Here is a 15,265-nt window from a genome sequence, read left to right on the forward strand (position 1 = left end):
CTGAGCATCACCTCAAGATTCGCTCAGGATCTCGCCGATGGCTCAAGATCGGCTTCGTCTGGCGGATCCGGGCCCTAGTGTCGGTGTCATCACCACGACCCAGGGGGAACCCATGACTGCTCGCCGACCCTTCCGACCAGCCGCGCTGCTCGCCGCCGGGATGCTCTTCGCGCTGACCGCGTGCGGCACCGCGCCGTGGGACGACCCTGCGACGACCGGCACGACCACTGCCTCGGACGACGCGTCGCCGACCCCCACCGCCTCCGAGACCCCCGTGGCGGAGCCGGAGCCGACCCCCACCGAGACCATCAAGGTCGTGCAGAACGACCTCGCGGCCGGGAACGCCGTCCGCACGCTCACCGCCGGAGCGGCGTCGCTCGGCGTGACCTACTGGTCGACGCTCAGCATGGACCAGTGGGTGGCCGGCGCCAGCAAGCCGCTGAGCCTGTCGATCTCGGGGGCGCTCGTCCCCGACGACGGCCAGGGCCTGTACCTCTCGCGCGTCAGCCTCTCGGCCGACGTCAAGGGGGAGGACGGCGAGACGCTGCCCAGCCCGGCCGTCGTCACCGACGAGGCGAGCGTCGAGCCCGGCTACGCGATCACCGACCCGTACAGCTACAACCAGACCTTCGTGGTCCCGGCGGTCGACGAGCGCGCGGTGTCGGTGACCTTCACGATCACCTACGAGGTGCTCATCCAGACGACGCCGACCTCCGAGGAGTACGCGAAGCAGACGGCCGTCGACACCCTGACCGTCGCGGTCGCGCAGCCGCCGGCGGACACCTCGAGCGCGACCCAGGGCACTGAGGGCGCTGCGGGCACAGACGGCACTGATGGAGCAGACACCGCGACGAGCGAGCCCGCGACCGAGGTGACGGCGACGTCCTGACGCAGCGCGCGTGCCGGCCACGGCGGCCATCCCGGTCGTGGTGGTCCTGACCGTCGTGGTGGGCGTCAACCGTCGCCGAGACGGCCGCGGCCGCCGGGTGCATCATGAGGAGATGAGCGACGAGAGCACCCCGGGCACCCGGGTCACCCATGACGAGGAGGCCCACCGCCTCGAGGCCACCACCCCCGACGGCGAGGTGGCGGGGTTCCTCACCTACGACCTCGTGGAGTCCAAGGCCCCGGGCGGGCGCGGGTCGCTCATCGCGACCCACACGATCGTCCAGCCCCACCACGAACGGCAGGGCATCGGCTCGAGCCTCGCGCGCGCCGTCCTCGACCACGCGCAGGAGCACCGGCTGACGGTGATCCCGGAGTGCTCCTTCGTGCGGGCGTACATCGACCAGCACCCGGAGTACAAGGCGCTGCTGCCCTGACAGCCGACCGACCGGCCCGGCGCCGGTCGCAGGTCGCAGGTGGTCGGCAGGGACGACGGAGGGCACCGACCGCGTGGTCGGTGCCCTCCGTCGTGGGCTCAGGGAGCGGTGATCAGCTGATCGTCGCGTCCACGGAGACCTCTTCGCGCTCGTCGTGCACGAGGTCGCCGGCGTCGTCGGACGGGGTGAGCGTCGCGTCGAAGGTGATGGGCGAGCCCGCCTGGTACTTGAAGTTCTGGCCGTACGAGAAGGTCTGGCCGGGCGCCCAGGCGAAGGGTGCCTCGATGCCGCTGCCCGGTGCGAGAGCAAAGCTCGTCACGTCCATCTCCTCGAACTGGGCGGAGTCGACGATCGAGTCCATGCCCTGCAGGTAGGGCCAGTCGGCGTACTCGGCCGTGACGCTCACGAGGTTGTACGACAGCGGGATCTCCTCGGAGCCCGTGTTCGTCATGACGTAGTTGATGTAGACGATCTCGTCGCCCTCGGCGATGAGCGGCAGGTTCGTCTCGGGGTCGACGAACTGGCCGGTCTTGGACGCGGTCGCGGTGCCGACCTGGTAGACGTCGACGGTGAAGTCGGTGCCCTCGATCGTCGCGATCTTGTCACCGGGCGTGGTGGTCGGGACGGCCCACTCGGGGGAGTCGCCCGACGCGGCGGCGCCAGAGTCCTCGGTCGCGTCGTCGGAGTCCTCGGTCGGCTCGTCGGTGGCCTCCTCGGACTCCTCCTCCGTGGGCTCCTCGGTCGGCTCGTCCGACGCCTCGGTGGTCTCCTCCGCGGCCTCGGTGGTCGTGACGGCCGACGTGTCCTTGTCGGCGTCGTCGCTCGAGCAGGCGGTCAGGCCGGCGAGGGCGAGGCCTGCGACGGAGAGGGTGGCGATACCGCGGGTGATACGCATGGTGGTCTCGATTCGTGTCGTGGTGTCGACCCGGAGGTCGGGATCGGGTTCTCTTCGACACTAACCGCGGACGTCCTGCGCAGATGGCCTCCGGCATGGGTAGTGCTGCCCATGAACGGCAGGATCCTGCGGATCTCGGCGGTGGGTAGTAGTGCCCGTGGAGTCGATGGGGACCCTGCGCGACGACGGCCCACGAGGGCGCGGCGCGCCGCTGCGAGACGCCCTGGAGAGCGCCGGTGACCTCGGGAGACACCGCTGGGCACCGACCGTGCGGTCGGTGCCCAGCGAGGGGTCGAGCAGGTGCAGCCCGGTGGCGCAGAGAGCTGATCAGCTGATCGTGGCGTCCACGCTGACCTCGGTGCGCTCGTCGCTGAGGGGCTCTCCGGCGTCGTCGGCCGGGGACAGGCGAGCCTCGAAGGTGATGGGCGAGCCGGCCTGGTACTTGAAGTTCTGGCCGTAGGAGAAGGTCTGCCCCGGTGCCCACTCGAACGGGGCCTCCTCGCCGCTCATCGGGTCGATGGCGAAGCTCGTCACGTCCATCTCTGTGAACTGCTCGGAGTCGACGATCGAGTCCATGCCCTGCAGGTACTCCCAGTCGGCGTACGTGGGCGTCACGGTCACCAGGCTGTAGGTGAGCGGGATCGGCTCGGAGCCGGTGTTGGTGAAGACGTAGTTGACGTAGACGATCTCGTCGCCCTCGGCGATGAGCGGCTCGTTCGAGTCCGGGTCCACCCACTGACCGGTCTTCGAGGCGGGCGCGGTCCCGACCTGGTAGACGTCGACCGTGAAGGTGTCGCCGTCGATCGTGGCGATCTGGTCGCCCGGCGTGGTCGTCGGGACCGCCCACGCGGGGGAGTCTCCCGACCCGGAGGCGGAGTCGTCGGAGTCCTCGGACGCGTCGTCGGTGGGCTCGTCGGTCGCGTCCTCGGTCTCGGTCGGCTCCTCGGAGGGCTCGTCCGTCGCCTCGGTGGTCTCCTCGGCGGCGTCGGTCGTGGCCGTGGCGGTGGTCTCGGTGTCGGCGTCGTCGCTCGAGCAGGCTGCCAGACCGGTGAGGGCCAGGCCGGCCACGGTGAGGGAGGCGATCCCACGGGTGATGCGCATGCTGTTCTCGTCTCGTGTCGGGGGGACCCTGCGGGGAGGTCACGATCAGGGTCGGGTCGACACTATCTACGGTGCTCGGGCCTCGCGCGGCGAGGGCGGGTGAGTTCTCCGCGGGTGCGTCGTCGTGGGCCCGGCATCGTCCAGACGCACGACGCCGGCGCTCGCGGATGTCCGCGAGCGCCGGCGTCGGTGAGAGTCCAGCCAGGTCAGCGCGTCAGGCGAGCGCCTCGCCGACCAGGGTCTTCGCGGCCTCCTGCACCTGGGCGAGGTGCTCGGGGGAGGTGAAGGACTCGGCGTAGATCTTGTACACGTTCTCGGTACCCGACGGGCGCGCGGCGAACCACGCGTTCTCCGTGGTCACCTTGAGGCCGCCGATCGCGGCGCCGTTGCTGGGCGCCTCGGTGAGCTTCGCGGTGATCTCCTCGCCGGCGAGCGTCGTCGCGGTGACCTGCTCGGGGGACAGCCTCGACAGCGTGGCCTTCTCCTCGAGGGTGGCGGGCGCGTCGACGCGGGCGTACCAGGACTGGCCGTGCTGCTCGACGAGGGCGGCGTGGTGCTGCGAGGGGGACCTCCCCGTGGTCGCCTGGATCTCCGAGGCGAGCAGCGCGAGGATGATGCCGTCCTTGTCGGTGGTCCACACCGAGCCGTCCTTGCGCAGGAACGACGCCCCGGCGGACTCCTCGCCGCCGAAGCCGACCGAGCCGTCGAGCAGGCCGGGGACGAACCACTTGAAGCCGACCGGAACCTCGTCGAGTCGGCGGCCGAGGCTGCCGGCGACCCGGTCGATGAGGGCGGAGGACACGAGGGTCTTGCCGATCGCGGCGTCCTGCGGCCAGCCCGGGCGGGCCCCGCCGTACAGGTAGCTGATGGCGACCGCGAGGTAGTGGTTCGGGTTCATGAGGCCGGCGTCGGGAGTGACGATGCCGTGGCGGTCCGAGTCCGCGTCGTTGCCGGTCGCGATGTCGTAGGGGGCGTCGCCCTCCATGGTCTTGACCAGGGAGGCCATCGCGTAGGGCGAGGAGCAGTCCATGCGGATCTTCGCGTCCCAGTCGACCGTCATGAAGGCCCAGCGCGGGTCGACCTGCGGGTTCACGACCGTGAGGTCGAGGCCGTAGCGCTCGCCGATCGCGCCCCAGTACTCGACCGCTGCACCGCCGAGCGGGTCGGCGCCGATCCGCACGCCGGCGTCACGGATCGCGTCGACGTCGATGACCGTCGCGAGGTCGTCGACGTAGGCGACGAGGTAGTCGTGGCGGTGCGTGGTGTCCGCGGAGAGGGCGTCCTCGAGGGAGACGCGGCGCACGGCGCCGACGCCGCTGCGCAGGATCTCGTTCGCGCGGTCCGCGATCCACGACGTGGCCTCCGACCCGGCGGGGCCACCGTGCGGCGGGTTGTACTTGAAGCCGCCGTCGCGCGGCGGGTTGTGCGACGGCGTCACGACGATGCCGTCCGCGAGGCCGGGCCCGGTGGTCCGGACGCCCTGCGCGGTCGACGCGCCGTTGTGCAGCAGGATCGCGTGCGAGACCGCGGGGGTCGGGGTGTACGAGTCGCGGGCGTCGACGTAGACCTCGACGCCAGCCGCGGTGAGCACCTCGAGGGCGGTCTGCCACGCCGGGAGCGACAGGGCGTGCGTGTCGCGGCCGATGAACAGCGGCCCGTCCGTGCCCTGCGCGCGCCGGTACTCGACGATGGCCGCGGTCGTCGCGATGATGTGCGCCTCGTTGAAGGCGTGGTCCAGGCTGGACCCGCGGTGCCCGGAGGTGCCGAACACGACCTTCTGCGCGGGGTCGTCGACGTCAGGGGCGAGGTCGTAGTACGCGCCGACGACAGCGTCGACGTCGATGAGGTCTTCCGGGAGGGCGAGCGTGCCAGCGCGAGGGTCCATGAGTCGATCTTGCCACTCGTGAGACCCTCCGGCAGCAGGATCCAGGTCCCAGCACCGACCCCGTCCCCGCCCAGGTCGCACCGCCAGCCGCGAGGTCGCACGGACACGCCAGCTCGTGCTCGCCGAGGAGCTGGTCTGGCGTGTCTGTGCGACCTGGGTGGCAGGGGTGCGACCTCGGCGGTGCACGTGCGACCTCGGCGGCAGGCTACGCCTCGAGGACTGCCAGGATCCGGCGCTGGAGCTCGTCGAGCTGGTCGGTGGCTGGCATCTCGCGGTGCAGGACGTGCATCACGAGGACGTCGTCGTGGAGGTCGACGGACAGGGCGCCGGGCATGAGGCTGCTGAGGTTGGCGCAGAGCACGCGGGAACCGCTGGTGGGCAGCACGAGCCGGTGCTCGACGATCACGGGGTCGGTGTCGACCGGGCGCCGCAGCGACCGCACGGCGACGTCGACGCCGCCGAGCACGGAGCGCCAGAGGAACCACCCGGTGAGCCGCACCGCAGGCAGGGCGCGGGGCACCACGCGCAGCGGCGTCGTGCGCAGGGGCAGCAGGAAGAACGTCGACGCGGTGACCAGCGGCACGATCACGGCGCCGTACGTCCAGGTGGAGCTGTCGCCCTCGGTGAGCGCCCACCAGAGCACGGCGAGCAGCAGGGCGCGCCCGAGGGCTGCGCGGACGATCCTCATCGCCTGACCTCCTCTCGTCGTGCTCATCGGGTCGCCGCCAGGACGACGCCGACCACGGACGCGACCACGAGCACCGCGACCCCGGACGGCACCCACCCGGTGAGGCGGTCCTCGGCGCGGTCGAGCACGGACACCGGGACGCGCTTCGCGGCGGCCACCGTCCTCGTCTGGACGGCGTCGCGCCACGTGCCGACGCGGGTGGCACCGCGGTCCGCGGCGCGCACGGTCGCACCGACGAGGCGCTCGACCGGCACGATGAGGTCGCCCGCGGGGACCAGCTCGTCAGACACCTGGCGGGGCAGGCGCCCGGCGCGGGCCACCGCCCAGACGGCGCCGGCGACCGCCAGCCCCAGGAGGATCGGCCAGGTGGCGTCCCACACCGTCACGGCGTCCAGCTGCGGCACGCTGACCACCGGCGACCAGATGCCGGCGAGGTACCAGGTGGCGACGGTCCCCCCGAGGACCAGGACGGTCCACGACACGAGGGCCTGGTCGACGCCCCGCGGCTCGGGCTCGGTGCTGCGGAGCAGGCAGAAGGCGGCCCGGACGAGCAGCAGCGTCGACACGGTCCCGACGAGGGGCAGCACCGTGGTCACGTCGACCAGCCCGGGCTCGGCGGAGGCGACCGCGCTCTTCCCGGCGTACTTGGCGACGGCGCCGCTGCCGAGCGGTGCTCCTGCCACGGCGAGCGCGAGCAGCGCCATCCCGGCCAGCACGAAGCCGCGCCACGGCCCGCTGCCGTGCAGGCGCCAGACCGTGACGGACAGGAACAGACCGCCCTTGGCCATGCCGTGGTGCACCGCGTAGAGGACAGCGGCCAGCGCGCAGGCGTCGGCGAGCTCGGGGGCACCGAGGGCCACCCCGACGAGTACCCCGAGGAACCCCATCTGGGAGATCGAGCTGTAGGCCAGGGCCACCTTGGGGTCGCGGGTGAGCGCCCCGGGCACGAGCGCCGCGAAGGCGCTGACCAGCGCGAGCACGACGAGGATGCTGCTCCACACCGGCAGGGCGACCTCGCCGAGGGGCAGGAACCGCAGCCAGCCGACGAGCCCCGCCTTGATCATCGCGCCGCTGAGCACCGCGCTGCCGGGTGGCGGCGCGGCGGGGTGCGCGAGGGGCAGCCACTCGTGGAGCGGGAAGAGCCCGCACTTGATGCCGAAGCCGAGGATCAGCAGGGCGACGATGGCGGAGGTGTGCGGCGAGGCGGCGACGGCGGCCGGGGCGTCCACGAGCCTGCTGCCGCCCGCGTCGACGACGAGCAGGACGGCCACCAGCACGGCCATCTCGCTCACCATGGTCAGGGCGAGGTACACGCGCCCGGCACGGCGCGCGGGCGCCGTGCCGCTGTGGACGACGAGCGCATAGGCGCAGACGCTCATCACGGCGTAGCCCAGGTAGAAGGTCGCGGCGTCGGCGGCGACGAACACCGTCGCGTTGCCCACGAAGCACACGAGCAGCAGCGCGCTCATCACCGCCGGACGGTCCGTGCCGCGCGCGCTCGTCGCGGAGAGCGCGGCGGCGTACAGGACGGTCGCGACGAGGAGCAGCGGGCGCCCGACGCTGTCGAGAGACGCGGTCGTCCCGAAGAACGCCCACGGGACGTCGAGCGCCCCGACCGACGACGGGCCCAGCACGGTGAGGACGAGCACGGGGACCAGCGCGGCCGGCGCGAAGCGCACCAGCCGCAGCCGGGCGGCCTCGCCGCGCACCGGGTCGGCCGCGAGCAGCAGGAGGGCGAGCGCCGTGGCGAGCGGGGTCAGCACCGAGACGATCCAGAGCCACGTCATGGCAGCCAGCTTTCTTCGACGATGAGGCGGGCCACGGACAGCGGGGAGTACTGCAGCCCCGCGAAGACCGTGACGCCCACCGAGCAGACCGCCGTGATGATCGTGGGGCCGAGCATCGCCCAGGGGGCCTCGGCGCCGACCTTGACGCGGTGCTCCAGCTCGAGCGCCGGGTCCGGGGTGCCCCACCACATGCGGGCGACCACGGGCAGGAAGTACGCGGCGTTGAGCAGGCTCGAGGCGACCAGCACCACGACCACCCACGGGGCGTCGGCCTCGACGGCCCCGAGGCCGAGGTACCACTTGGACATGTACCCGGCGACGGGCGGGATGCCGACCATGCCGAGCGCGCCGACCGTGAACGCCGCGCAGGTCAGCGGCATGCGGCGCCCGATCCCGGACAGCTGGGACACCTTGGTGAGGCCCAGCGTGTGGGCGATCAGCCCGGCGCAGAAGAACAGCGTGATCTTCATGAGGCCCTGGTGGACGATGTGCACCAGGCCGCCGGTCATCCCGGCGGCGTTGACCATCGAGATCCCGAGCGTCACGTAGGCGACCTGGCTGACGGTCGAGTACGCGAGCCGCGCCTTGAGGCCGTCCTGGCGCAGCGCCCGGACCGAGCCCCACAGGATGGTCACGCAGGCGAGCACCATGAGCGGCGTCAGCAGGCCCAGCCCCTCGGCCACCTCGGCGCCGTACACGAGGTCGACGAGCAGCACGATGCCGAACACCCCGGCCTTGACGACCGCCACCGCGTGCAGGAGCGCGCTGACCGGGGCCGGGGCCACCATCGAGCGCGGCAGCCACCCGTGCAGCGGGACGAGCGCCGCCTTGACCGCGAGCCCGGCGAGGATCAGCACGAACACCGCCCGGGCCGCGCCCGGGTCGTCGGCGGCGAGCTGCGCGACCGCGGGGTTGCCGCGGTCGGCGAACTCGACCGGCCCCACGAGCGACGTCAGCCACACCGCGCCGAGCAGCAGCGCGGCACCACCGGTGAGCGTGTACGTGAGGTAGACCCGACCGCCCCGCAGCGCGGCCTTGGTCTGCTCGTGGATCACCAGCGGGTACGTGGCCAGGGTCAGCAGCTCGTAGAAGATCACGAAGGTCACGAGGTTGCCGGACAGCGCGATGCCGGACGACGCCACCACGCACAGCGAGAAGAACGCGAAGAAGCGCGACCGGTGCTGGCCGCCCTTCTTGAGGTACCCGATCGCGTAGACGGTCGTCAGCAGCCACAGGAAGGCCGACAGCCCGAGGAAGAACAGCGAGAACGGCTCGACCCGCAGCACGAGGTCGACCGAGGGCAGGAACGGCACTCGCCACTCGTACCGGTTCCCGGCGAGCACCGGCGGGACGAGGACCGCCACGAGGGCGACCTTCGCGACGGCGCCCGAGAGGTTGAGGACGGTCCGGGTGCGCTCCGTGCGCTCGGGCAGGGCGAAGATCGCGAGCGCGGGGACGAGCGAGGTCAGCAGGATGACGACGGGGACCCAGGGGGCGAGGGCTGCGGGGATCACGAGGCCACCACCGACCCCACGGTCACGAGCTCGGCCAGCCAGGCCGACCCGACGCCGGTCGCGACGGCGACGATCGTCAGGGAGATCGCCGGCCAGGTCTCCCACGCTCCGACCGGCCGACCCGGGGTCGCGGCGGTCGCGTCCGCCTCCACCGCCTCCTCCTCGTCGGCGGGTCGCATCGCGACCATGACGACCCGCGCCGTCGCGGCCGCGGTGAGCAGCCCGCCGACGAGGAGGGTCACGACGACCCACCACGCCCCGGTGGTCAGGGCGGCGTCCATGAGCTGCCACTTGCCGACGAAGGCGAGGGACGGGGGCAGGCCGGCCAGGCACACCCCCGCTACTGCGAAGGTGAGGACGGTGGTGGGGGCCTTCGCGGCGACGCCGCGCAGCCCGTCGACGTCACCGCTGCCGGCCGCTGCCGACAGGGTCCCGGCGGTGAGGAACATCGCGGCCTTGGCGAGGCCGTGCGACAGCAGCATGAGGATCGCGCCCTGCCAGGCGAGACGCGCGACCTCCACCTCGGCCGCGGAGGCACCGGCGGCGAGGCCAGCGGTGGCGAGGGGGATCAGGAGGAAGAAGTAGCCGACCTGCGCCACGGTCGAGTAGGCGACGAGGCGCTTGAGCTGCGTCTGGCGCAGCGCCGCGACCCCGCCCCACACGACAGCCGCGGTCGCGAGCACCCCGACCACCGTCGCGAGGCCGGCGTCGCCGCCGAGCGCCGCCCAGACGCGCAGCAGGACCACGAAGGCCCCCTTGACGACGAGGGCGGAGAGCAGAGGGCTGACGGCGGTCGGGGCAGCGGCGTGGGCGCCGGGCAGCCACGCGTGCAGGGGGAAGAGCGCGGTCTTGATGCCGAGCCCGACGGTCACCAGGGCGAGGGTCGTCGCGAGGGCCGCACCCTGCGGCAGGTCGGCGGCGGCGATGTCGAGGGTCAGGACCCCGGTCTGGCCGTAGACGAGCGCGACCGCGACGAGGAACGCGAAGGACCCGAGCACGGCGACGAGCAGGTAGCGCAGCGCGGGGGCCAGCGCCTTCTGGCCACCGAGCGCCACGAGGGCGACCGCGCCGACGGTCATGAGCTCGAGCGCGACGTAGACGGTGAAGAGGTCCGCCGCGACGAGGACGGCCTGCAGGCCCGCGACGGTGACGAGGGCGAGCGGCCAGTACGAGCGGCTCCCGGCCGCCGACGGGGTGATGGCCGCGTGCACGAAGACGGCGAGCACGACCACCCCGACGAGCAGCCCGACGCCGGCGGCGAGCCCGTCGAGCCGGAGCGCGATGCCGAGCGGCGGGTCCCAGCCGCCCGGGGCGGTCTCGACAGGGCCGTCGCGCAGGACGGTGACCGCAGCCGTGACCGCGAGGCCCAGCTGGGCGACGGCGACCGTGATCGCCACGGTCCGCCGGGCGGGCGCGAGCGCGGTCACCACGGCACCGACCAGCGGCAGCAGGACGAGCAGGACGGGGAGGTCAGTCATCGTCGTCTCCGTCCTCGATGCGTCGGACGAGCACCAGGGCGAGCCCGGTGACCGAGATGGTGATGACGATGCCGGTGAGGGCGAGCGCCTGGAGGACGGGGTCGGGCTCACCGGGGCCCGTCGCGGAGAGGGCGACGAGGATCAGCAGGGTGCCCGCGCCGGTGACGTTGAGCGCCACGACCCGGCGCATGCTGTCGGGGGTGGTGAGCAGCCGGACGGCGCCGAGCAGCGTGACGACGGCACCGAGGGCGAGGAACAGCTCCGGCCCGGTCACGTGAGCTCCTCCGTCTGTCGCGCGGGTGCGTCGGCGGGCTCGGTGCCCCCGAGGCTCTCGGTGGACGCGGCCGCGTCGACGTAGCGGGGTCGAGAGAGCACCACGAGGACGGTGAGGCCGGCGGCGATGCTCACCACGAGAGCGGTCTCGACGACCAGGACGACGGTGACGCCCCACGACGCGGGCAGGTCGAGCCAGCCACCCTCGACCAGGCGCGTGAGCACCGCGGCGGCGAGGAACACCGCGAGCCCCAGCACGACGGCCGGTCGCAGCCACCGCCCGGTGGGGACGAGGTCCTTGCGTCCGGTGAGGAGCAGCAGCAGGGCCGCGCCCGCGAGCACCGCGCCGGCCTGGAAGGCGCCCCCCGGGCGGGACGAGCCGGCGACGAGGAACCACCCGGTCAGCAGCAGCACCACGGGGGTGGTGAGACGCACGAAGCTCACGAGCACGGGACGCGTGTCGGACCGGATCCCGATCGAGGACTCTCCTTCGCGGTGGACGGCGAGAGCGGCGAGCACGGCCGCGGCGAGGACGGCGACCTCGAGGAGCGTGTCGAGGGCGCGCAGGTCGAGGAGCACGGTGGTGACCGGTTGGTCGACCACCCCGTCGACGTCGAGCGCGAGGTCGCCGAGCCGGTCCGGGCGCAGCCCGTCGCGTGCGGCGCCCACGAGGACGCCGCCCAGCAGCACCCCGCCGGTACCCGCGACGGCGAGCTCGGCGGCGGCCGAGCGCCAGCCGCCGCGGGGCGCCTCGGCAGACCCGGCGGCCGAGCGGCGGGTGAGCGCCGAGACGAGGAGCGCCCCGGTGACGCCCGACGCGATCGCCGCCTCGGCGAGGGCCACGTCGGGGGCACCGAGCCGCGTCCACACGAGGACGAGCAGCAGGCCCAGCACGAGGAAGAGCATGACCGAGGAGGTGCGCCTCGGGGCGAAGAGGGTCGCGACGGCGACACCCAGCACGCTCGTCGCGAGCAGGACGTCGAGGGCGGTCTCCCAGCTCACCGGTGCTCTCCCGTGAGCTCGGCGTCGCGGGCGAGGAGCGCGCTGTTGGTCGCGGCGGCGAGGAGCGCGAGGACCCACAGCAGCACGAGCTTGACGGCGACGGCGGGGTTCGAGGTCTGCAGCACGAGGCCGAGCACGATGAGCCCGAGGCCCAGGTTGTCCGCCTTGGTGAGGGCGTGCAGGCGCTGCAGCAGGTCGCCGAAGCGCAGCAGACCGACGGTCCCGGCGGTGACGAAGAGACAGCCGGCCGTCACGAGGACCACGGTCAGCACGTCGAGGATCATCGCGGTGCCCGCTCGGCGCTGATCCGCGCGGCGACGATCACGGCCGAGAGGGCCACGAGCGCGAGAGCGGTGTCGCGCAGCGCAGGGCTCGAGGCGACCTCGGCGAGCAGCACGAGGACGGCAGCGCCGGTGGTCGAGAGCAGGAGCATCGCGGTGGTGCGGTCCCGGGTGGTCGGGCCCCGGAGGATCCGGACGGAGGACGCGACGATGTTGAGGGCGAGCACGGCGGCTGCGACCAGGAGGAAGACGTGCACGGCCACCCCTCTCTTCATGACAAACGGTCAGACAGGATATCAGTCGGACAATCCTCACATCTGCGGGCGGCTGCGTGGTGCCTCGTCGTCCGGGGTCCTCGGCCTGCGCACGGTGAGGGTCACGATCCTGCAAGATCTTGGCGCGTCTCGCGCGTCGAGAGGGCTTCTCTGGGAGTCTTCTGTGATGAGAACCTCACGGACCGCAGTCATCGCCGTCGCCGCCGCGCTCGTCCTCGCCGGGTGCTCCGACAGCAGCTCGCCGGACCCCGAGGCGACGTCGCAGAGCGCCGAGCCGACGGCGAGCCCGTCGGCGACCGAGAGCGCCGAGCCGACGCAGGAACCCTCCGAGGAGCCGAGCGAGAGCGCCGAGCCGACAGAGGACCCGACAGAGCCCGACGGCCCGGTCACCGCCCTCCCCGCCACGGTCCTGCTGCCCCAGGCCGAGCTGTTCCCCGAAGAGGGGCCGCGCACGGAGTTCGAGGGGCTCGTGGACTGGGTCTTCCCGGTCTCCTGCGGCGTCGGCGGTCCCGAGACCGCGCTCGTGATGCAGTCGGTCTCCCAGGGTGACGGCACCTTCGAGGTGCCGGTCGGGCACCACCAGGTGGCCGTGTTCGCCGACGCGGACGCCGCCGTCGCAGAGGCAGACCGCGTCACGGCGGCCCTCGAGGCCTGCGCCGGGCCGGGGGACGACGGGCAGTCGAGGCTCGTCACCGAGCCCGTCGACGTCGGTGCGCAGGGCGTGGCACTGGTGGTCGACTACTACGGCGTCCTCGAGGCGAACGGCGACGAGGGCACCCTCGGCTACGTCACCGCGGTGACCCGCCGGGGCAACGCGGTCACGCTCGTGTCCTCCGAGGGTGGCGAGAGCAGCGTCGGGGCGTCGCGCGAGCGCGTGGTCGGCGAGCTCGGCGCCGCGTGGGACCTGCTCTGCGACTTCGACTCCGCAGGCTGCTGACGACCCTCTCGCACGATCTCTACCCGTCGGGCGCGAGGTCGGGTCCCTGCCATGGGACGGTGCCGGTAGGCTCGTCCCATGGCAAAGAACACGTCCCCGGAATTCGTGCTGCGTCCCTTCGAGGGCCTCGTCGGCGAGGCTGACCTCGTCGCGATGCGAGAGGTCGTCCCGGCCGCCACGGCGACCGCGCGGACCACCGCGGAGCACGGCGCGCGCGACATCACCTTCACCACCGTCCTGCCGGGGGCGTGGCCCTCGCTGCACCGTGCGGACGGCGCGATCCTCGTCGCGCTCCAGACCCACGCCGGGTCGGGCGACGCGAGCCGCGACCTCGCGCAGACCATCCTCGACACCATCGCGCTCGAGCCCGGCACCTCGCTCACCAGCACGGTGCTCCCCGGCCCGGGCCCGCGCCTGCAGGACATCCTCGACCCGACCGCGCCCTTCGAGGTGACGGTCCACGAGGGCTTCGACTACTGGCTCGACCCGTCCGCCGAGATCACCGCCGACGTGCGCGAGTCCCTCGCCGAGGCCAACGAGACCATCATCGAGACCGTGAAGCTGGGCTCCGTCGAGCACGGCTACTGGTGCCGCATGGGCGCCCGCGAGTACCTGCGCTGGGCCATGGCCTACGACGAGGACACCGTCATCGACGCGGTGGCCCGTCTGCACGCCCGCCGCGAGTCGGGGTTCGGCGGCACCAAGTTCCTCGGCGCGTTCCGTTCCTCCGGAATCGTCATCCCCGTGTGGGAGCTGCCGAAGGGATCAGAGGCCGAGGACATCGAGGCTGCGGCGGCCGAGTTCTGGCCGACCTTCGAGGCAGAGCTGAAGAGCACCACCCCGCTCGACGCGAACGCGCGTCGTGCCCGCGCCGGGATCGTGTCGCGGCAGGTCACCCTGCGCTGACGACTGGTGCGCGGGGAGGTCAGGGCAGGCTCGGAAGACTAGGGTTGGCGACGTGATGGGTGAGTCAGGACCGGACGACGGCCGTGCGACGGACGGTGCCCCCGAGGGCGGCACCGCGGCGCCGGTCCGCCGGGCGCGCTCGGCCGTGCACCATCTCACGCCGCGCGAGCGGGCACGCCAGCGCGTGGCCGTGATCATCCCGGCCAAGGACGAGGTCCGGCGGATCGCGGCGACGGTCCGCGCCGCCCGGGCCATCCCGCACGTCGACCTGGTCCTCGTGGTCGACGACGGCAGCGAGGACGGGACCCAGGACGTCGCCCGCGACGCCGGGGCCGTCGTCGTGCGCCACTCGCACAACCGCGGCAAGGCCGCGGCGATGGAGACCGGTGCGGCGATCGTCGCGATGCGCGACGCGCCCGGTCGCCCGGCACGCCTCCTCCTGTTCATCGACGGTGACCTCGCGGAGTCCGCCGTCAACACGGCGCCGCTCGTCGCACCCGTCCGGGAGGGAGAGGCCGACATGGCCATCGCCCTCCTGCCGCCGCAGCCGGGGGCGGGCGGCCGCGGCATCGTCGTCGGTGCGGCCCGCCGCGCCATCGCGTCGATGACCGGGTGGACCCCGGTCCAGCCGCTGTCGGGCATGCGCTGCCTGACCCGCGAGGCCTTCGAGGCCGCGACGCCCCTCGCCCGCGGCTGGGGCGTCGAGACCGGCCTGACCATCGACCTCGTACGGCTCGGCTACGTCGCCGTCGAGGTGCCCTGCGACCTCCGCCACCGCCCGTCGGGCACGGACCTGCGCGGCCAGCTGCACCGGGCGTCGCAGTACCGGGACGTGCTGCTCGCGGTCAACGCGCGCAAGGTGCGAGCCGTCGGCGACGCCGTCCGCGGCGTCGGCAGCCGTCGAGAGCGCTGAGCAGCAGA

General features: G+C 73.0%; 16 protein-coding genes. 5 read left to right on the forward strand and 11 right to left on the reverse strand.

Features of this window, described 5'->3' with window-relative positions:
- Window positions 1-112 precede the first annotated feature (112 nt).
- Together SKED_RS00705 and SKED_RS00710 are read left to right on the forward strand one after the other, a co-directional pair.
- Window positions 113-889 carry a hypothetical protein gene (locus SKED_RS00705; protein ID WP_012865189.1) on the forward strand — a complete coding sequence of 259 codons (777 nt, stop codon included), beginning with the start codon at window positions 113-115 and terminating at the stop codon, window positions 887-889.
- A 112-nt stretch (window positions 890-1,001) separates the two neighbouring features.
- A complete protein-coding gene (locus SKED_RS00710) occupies window positions 1,002-1,322 on the forward strand; it encodes a GNAT family N-acetyltransferase (protein ID WP_042438273.1) in 321 nt (106 codons plus the stop codon).
- A gap of 112 nt (window positions 1,323-1,434) precedes the next feature.
- Here SKED_RS00710 and SKED_RS00715 read toward each other — a convergent pair whose 3' ends face one another.
- From SKED_RS00715 to SKED_RS00765, 11 genes are all read right to left on the reverse strand, one after another.
- Window positions 1,435-2,217 (reverse strand): hypothetical protein, encoded by a 783-nt coding sequence (locus tag SKED_RS00715; protein WP_012865191.1) that lies wholly within the window; start codon window positions 2,215-2,217, stop codon window positions 1,435-1,437.
- A 327-nt stretch (window positions 2,218-2,544) separates the two neighbouring features.
- Window positions 2,545-3,318, reverse strand: coding sequence for a hypothetical protein (locus SKED_RS00720; RefSeq protein WP_012865192.1), 774 nt, complete (start codon window positions 3,316-3,318; stop codon window positions 2,545-2,547).
- Between the two features lie 214 nt (window positions 3,319-3,532).
- Window positions 3,533-5,203 (reverse strand): phosphoglucomutase (alpha-D-glucose-1,6-bisphosphate-dependent), encoded by a 1,671-nt coding sequence (gene pgm, locus SKED_RS00725; protein ID WP_012865193.1) that lies wholly within the window; start codon window positions 5,201-5,203, stop codon window positions 3,533-3,535.
- Window positions 5,204-5,408: 205 nt separating this feature from the next.
- Window positions 5,409-5,891, reverse strand: a complete 483-nt coding sequence (locus tag SKED_RS00730; RefSeq protein WP_012865194.1) for a Na+/H+ antiporter subunit E — start codon at window positions 5,889-5,891, stop codon at window positions 5,409-5,411.
- 23 nt (window positions 5,892-5,914) lie between these two features.
- Entirely contained in the window at window positions 5,915-7,678 is a 1,764-nt protein-coding gene (locus tag SKED_RS00735) for a complex I subunit 5 family protein (protein ID WP_012865195.1), read from the reverse strand.
- A complete protein-coding gene (locus SKED_RS00740) occupies window positions 7,675-9,192 on the reverse strand; it encodes a proton-conducting transporter transmembrane domain-containing protein (protein WP_012865196.1) in 1,518 nt (505 codons plus the stop codon). Before SKED_RS00740 ends, SKED_RS00735 begins: the two co-directional genes overlap by 4 nt.
- Entirely contained in the window at window positions 9,189-10,670 is a 1,482-nt protein-coding gene (locus SKED_RS00745; protein WP_012865197.1) for a complex I subunit 5 family protein, read from the reverse strand. Before SKED_RS00745 ends, SKED_RS00740 begins: the two co-directional genes overlap by 4 nt.
- A complete protein-coding gene (locus SKED_RS00750) occupies window positions 10,663-10,944 on the reverse strand; it encodes an NADH-quinone oxidoreductase subunit K (protein WP_012865198.1) in 282 nt (93 codons plus the stop codon). The genes SKED_RS00745 and SKED_RS00750 overlap by 8 nt, the downstream gene beginning before the upstream one ends.
- Window positions 10,941-11,945: a Na(+)/H(+) antiporter subunit B gene (locus SKED_RS00755; RefSeq protein ID WP_012865199.1), complete on the reverse strand. Its 1,005-nt coding sequence runs from the start codon at window positions 11,943-11,945 to the stop codon at window positions 10,941-10,943. Before SKED_RS00755 ends, SKED_RS00750 begins: the two co-directional genes overlap by 4 nt.
- Window positions 11,942-12,229 carry a cation:proton antiporter gene (locus SKED_RS00760; RefSeq protein WP_012865200.1) on the reverse strand — a complete coding sequence of 96 codons (288 nt, stop codon included), beginning with the start codon at window positions 12,227-12,229 and terminating at the stop codon, window positions 11,942-11,944. Before SKED_RS00760 ends, SKED_RS00755 begins: the two co-directional genes overlap by 4 nt.
- A complete protein-coding gene (locus SKED_RS00765) occupies window positions 12,226-12,483 on the reverse strand; it encodes a hypothetical protein (RefSeq protein WP_217167926.1) in 258 nt (85 codons plus the stop codon). Before SKED_RS00765 ends, SKED_RS00760 begins: the two co-directional genes overlap by 4 nt.
- A gap of 184 nt (window positions 12,484-12,667) precedes the next feature.
- On the opposite strand from SKED_RS00765, the gene SKED_RS20205 reads away from it, so the two are divergent.
- The 3 genes from SKED_RS20205 (at window position 12,668) to SKED_RS00785 (ending at window position 15,257) form a co-directional block, all read left to right on the forward strand.
- Window positions 12,668-13,438, forward strand: a complete 771-nt coding sequence (locus SKED_RS20205; protein ID WP_012865202.1) for a sensor domain-containing protein — start codon at window positions 12,668-12,670, stop codon at window positions 13,436-13,438.
- A 78-nt stretch (window positions 13,439-13,516) separates the two neighbouring features.
- The gene (locus SKED_RS00780) at window positions 13,517-14,344 is read left to right on the forward strand and encodes a DUF5926 family protein (protein WP_012865203.1); all 828 of its coding nucleotides are present in this window, start codon (window positions 13,517-13,519) and stop codon (window positions 14,342-14,344) included.
- 55 nt (window positions 14,345-14,399) lie between these two features.
- Entirely contained in the window at window positions 14,400-15,257 is an 858-nt protein-coding gene (locus SKED_RS00785; protein WP_012865204.1) for a glycosyltransferase family 2 protein, read from the forward strand.
- Window positions 15,258-15,265 lie beyond the last annotated feature (8 nt).

The organism is Sanguibacter keddieii DSM 10542 (assembly GCF_000024925.1).
In the GTDB taxonomy this organism is placed as follows: Bacteria; Actinomycetota; Actinomycetes; order Actinomycetales; family Cellulomonadaceae; genus Sanguibacter; species Sanguibacter keddieii.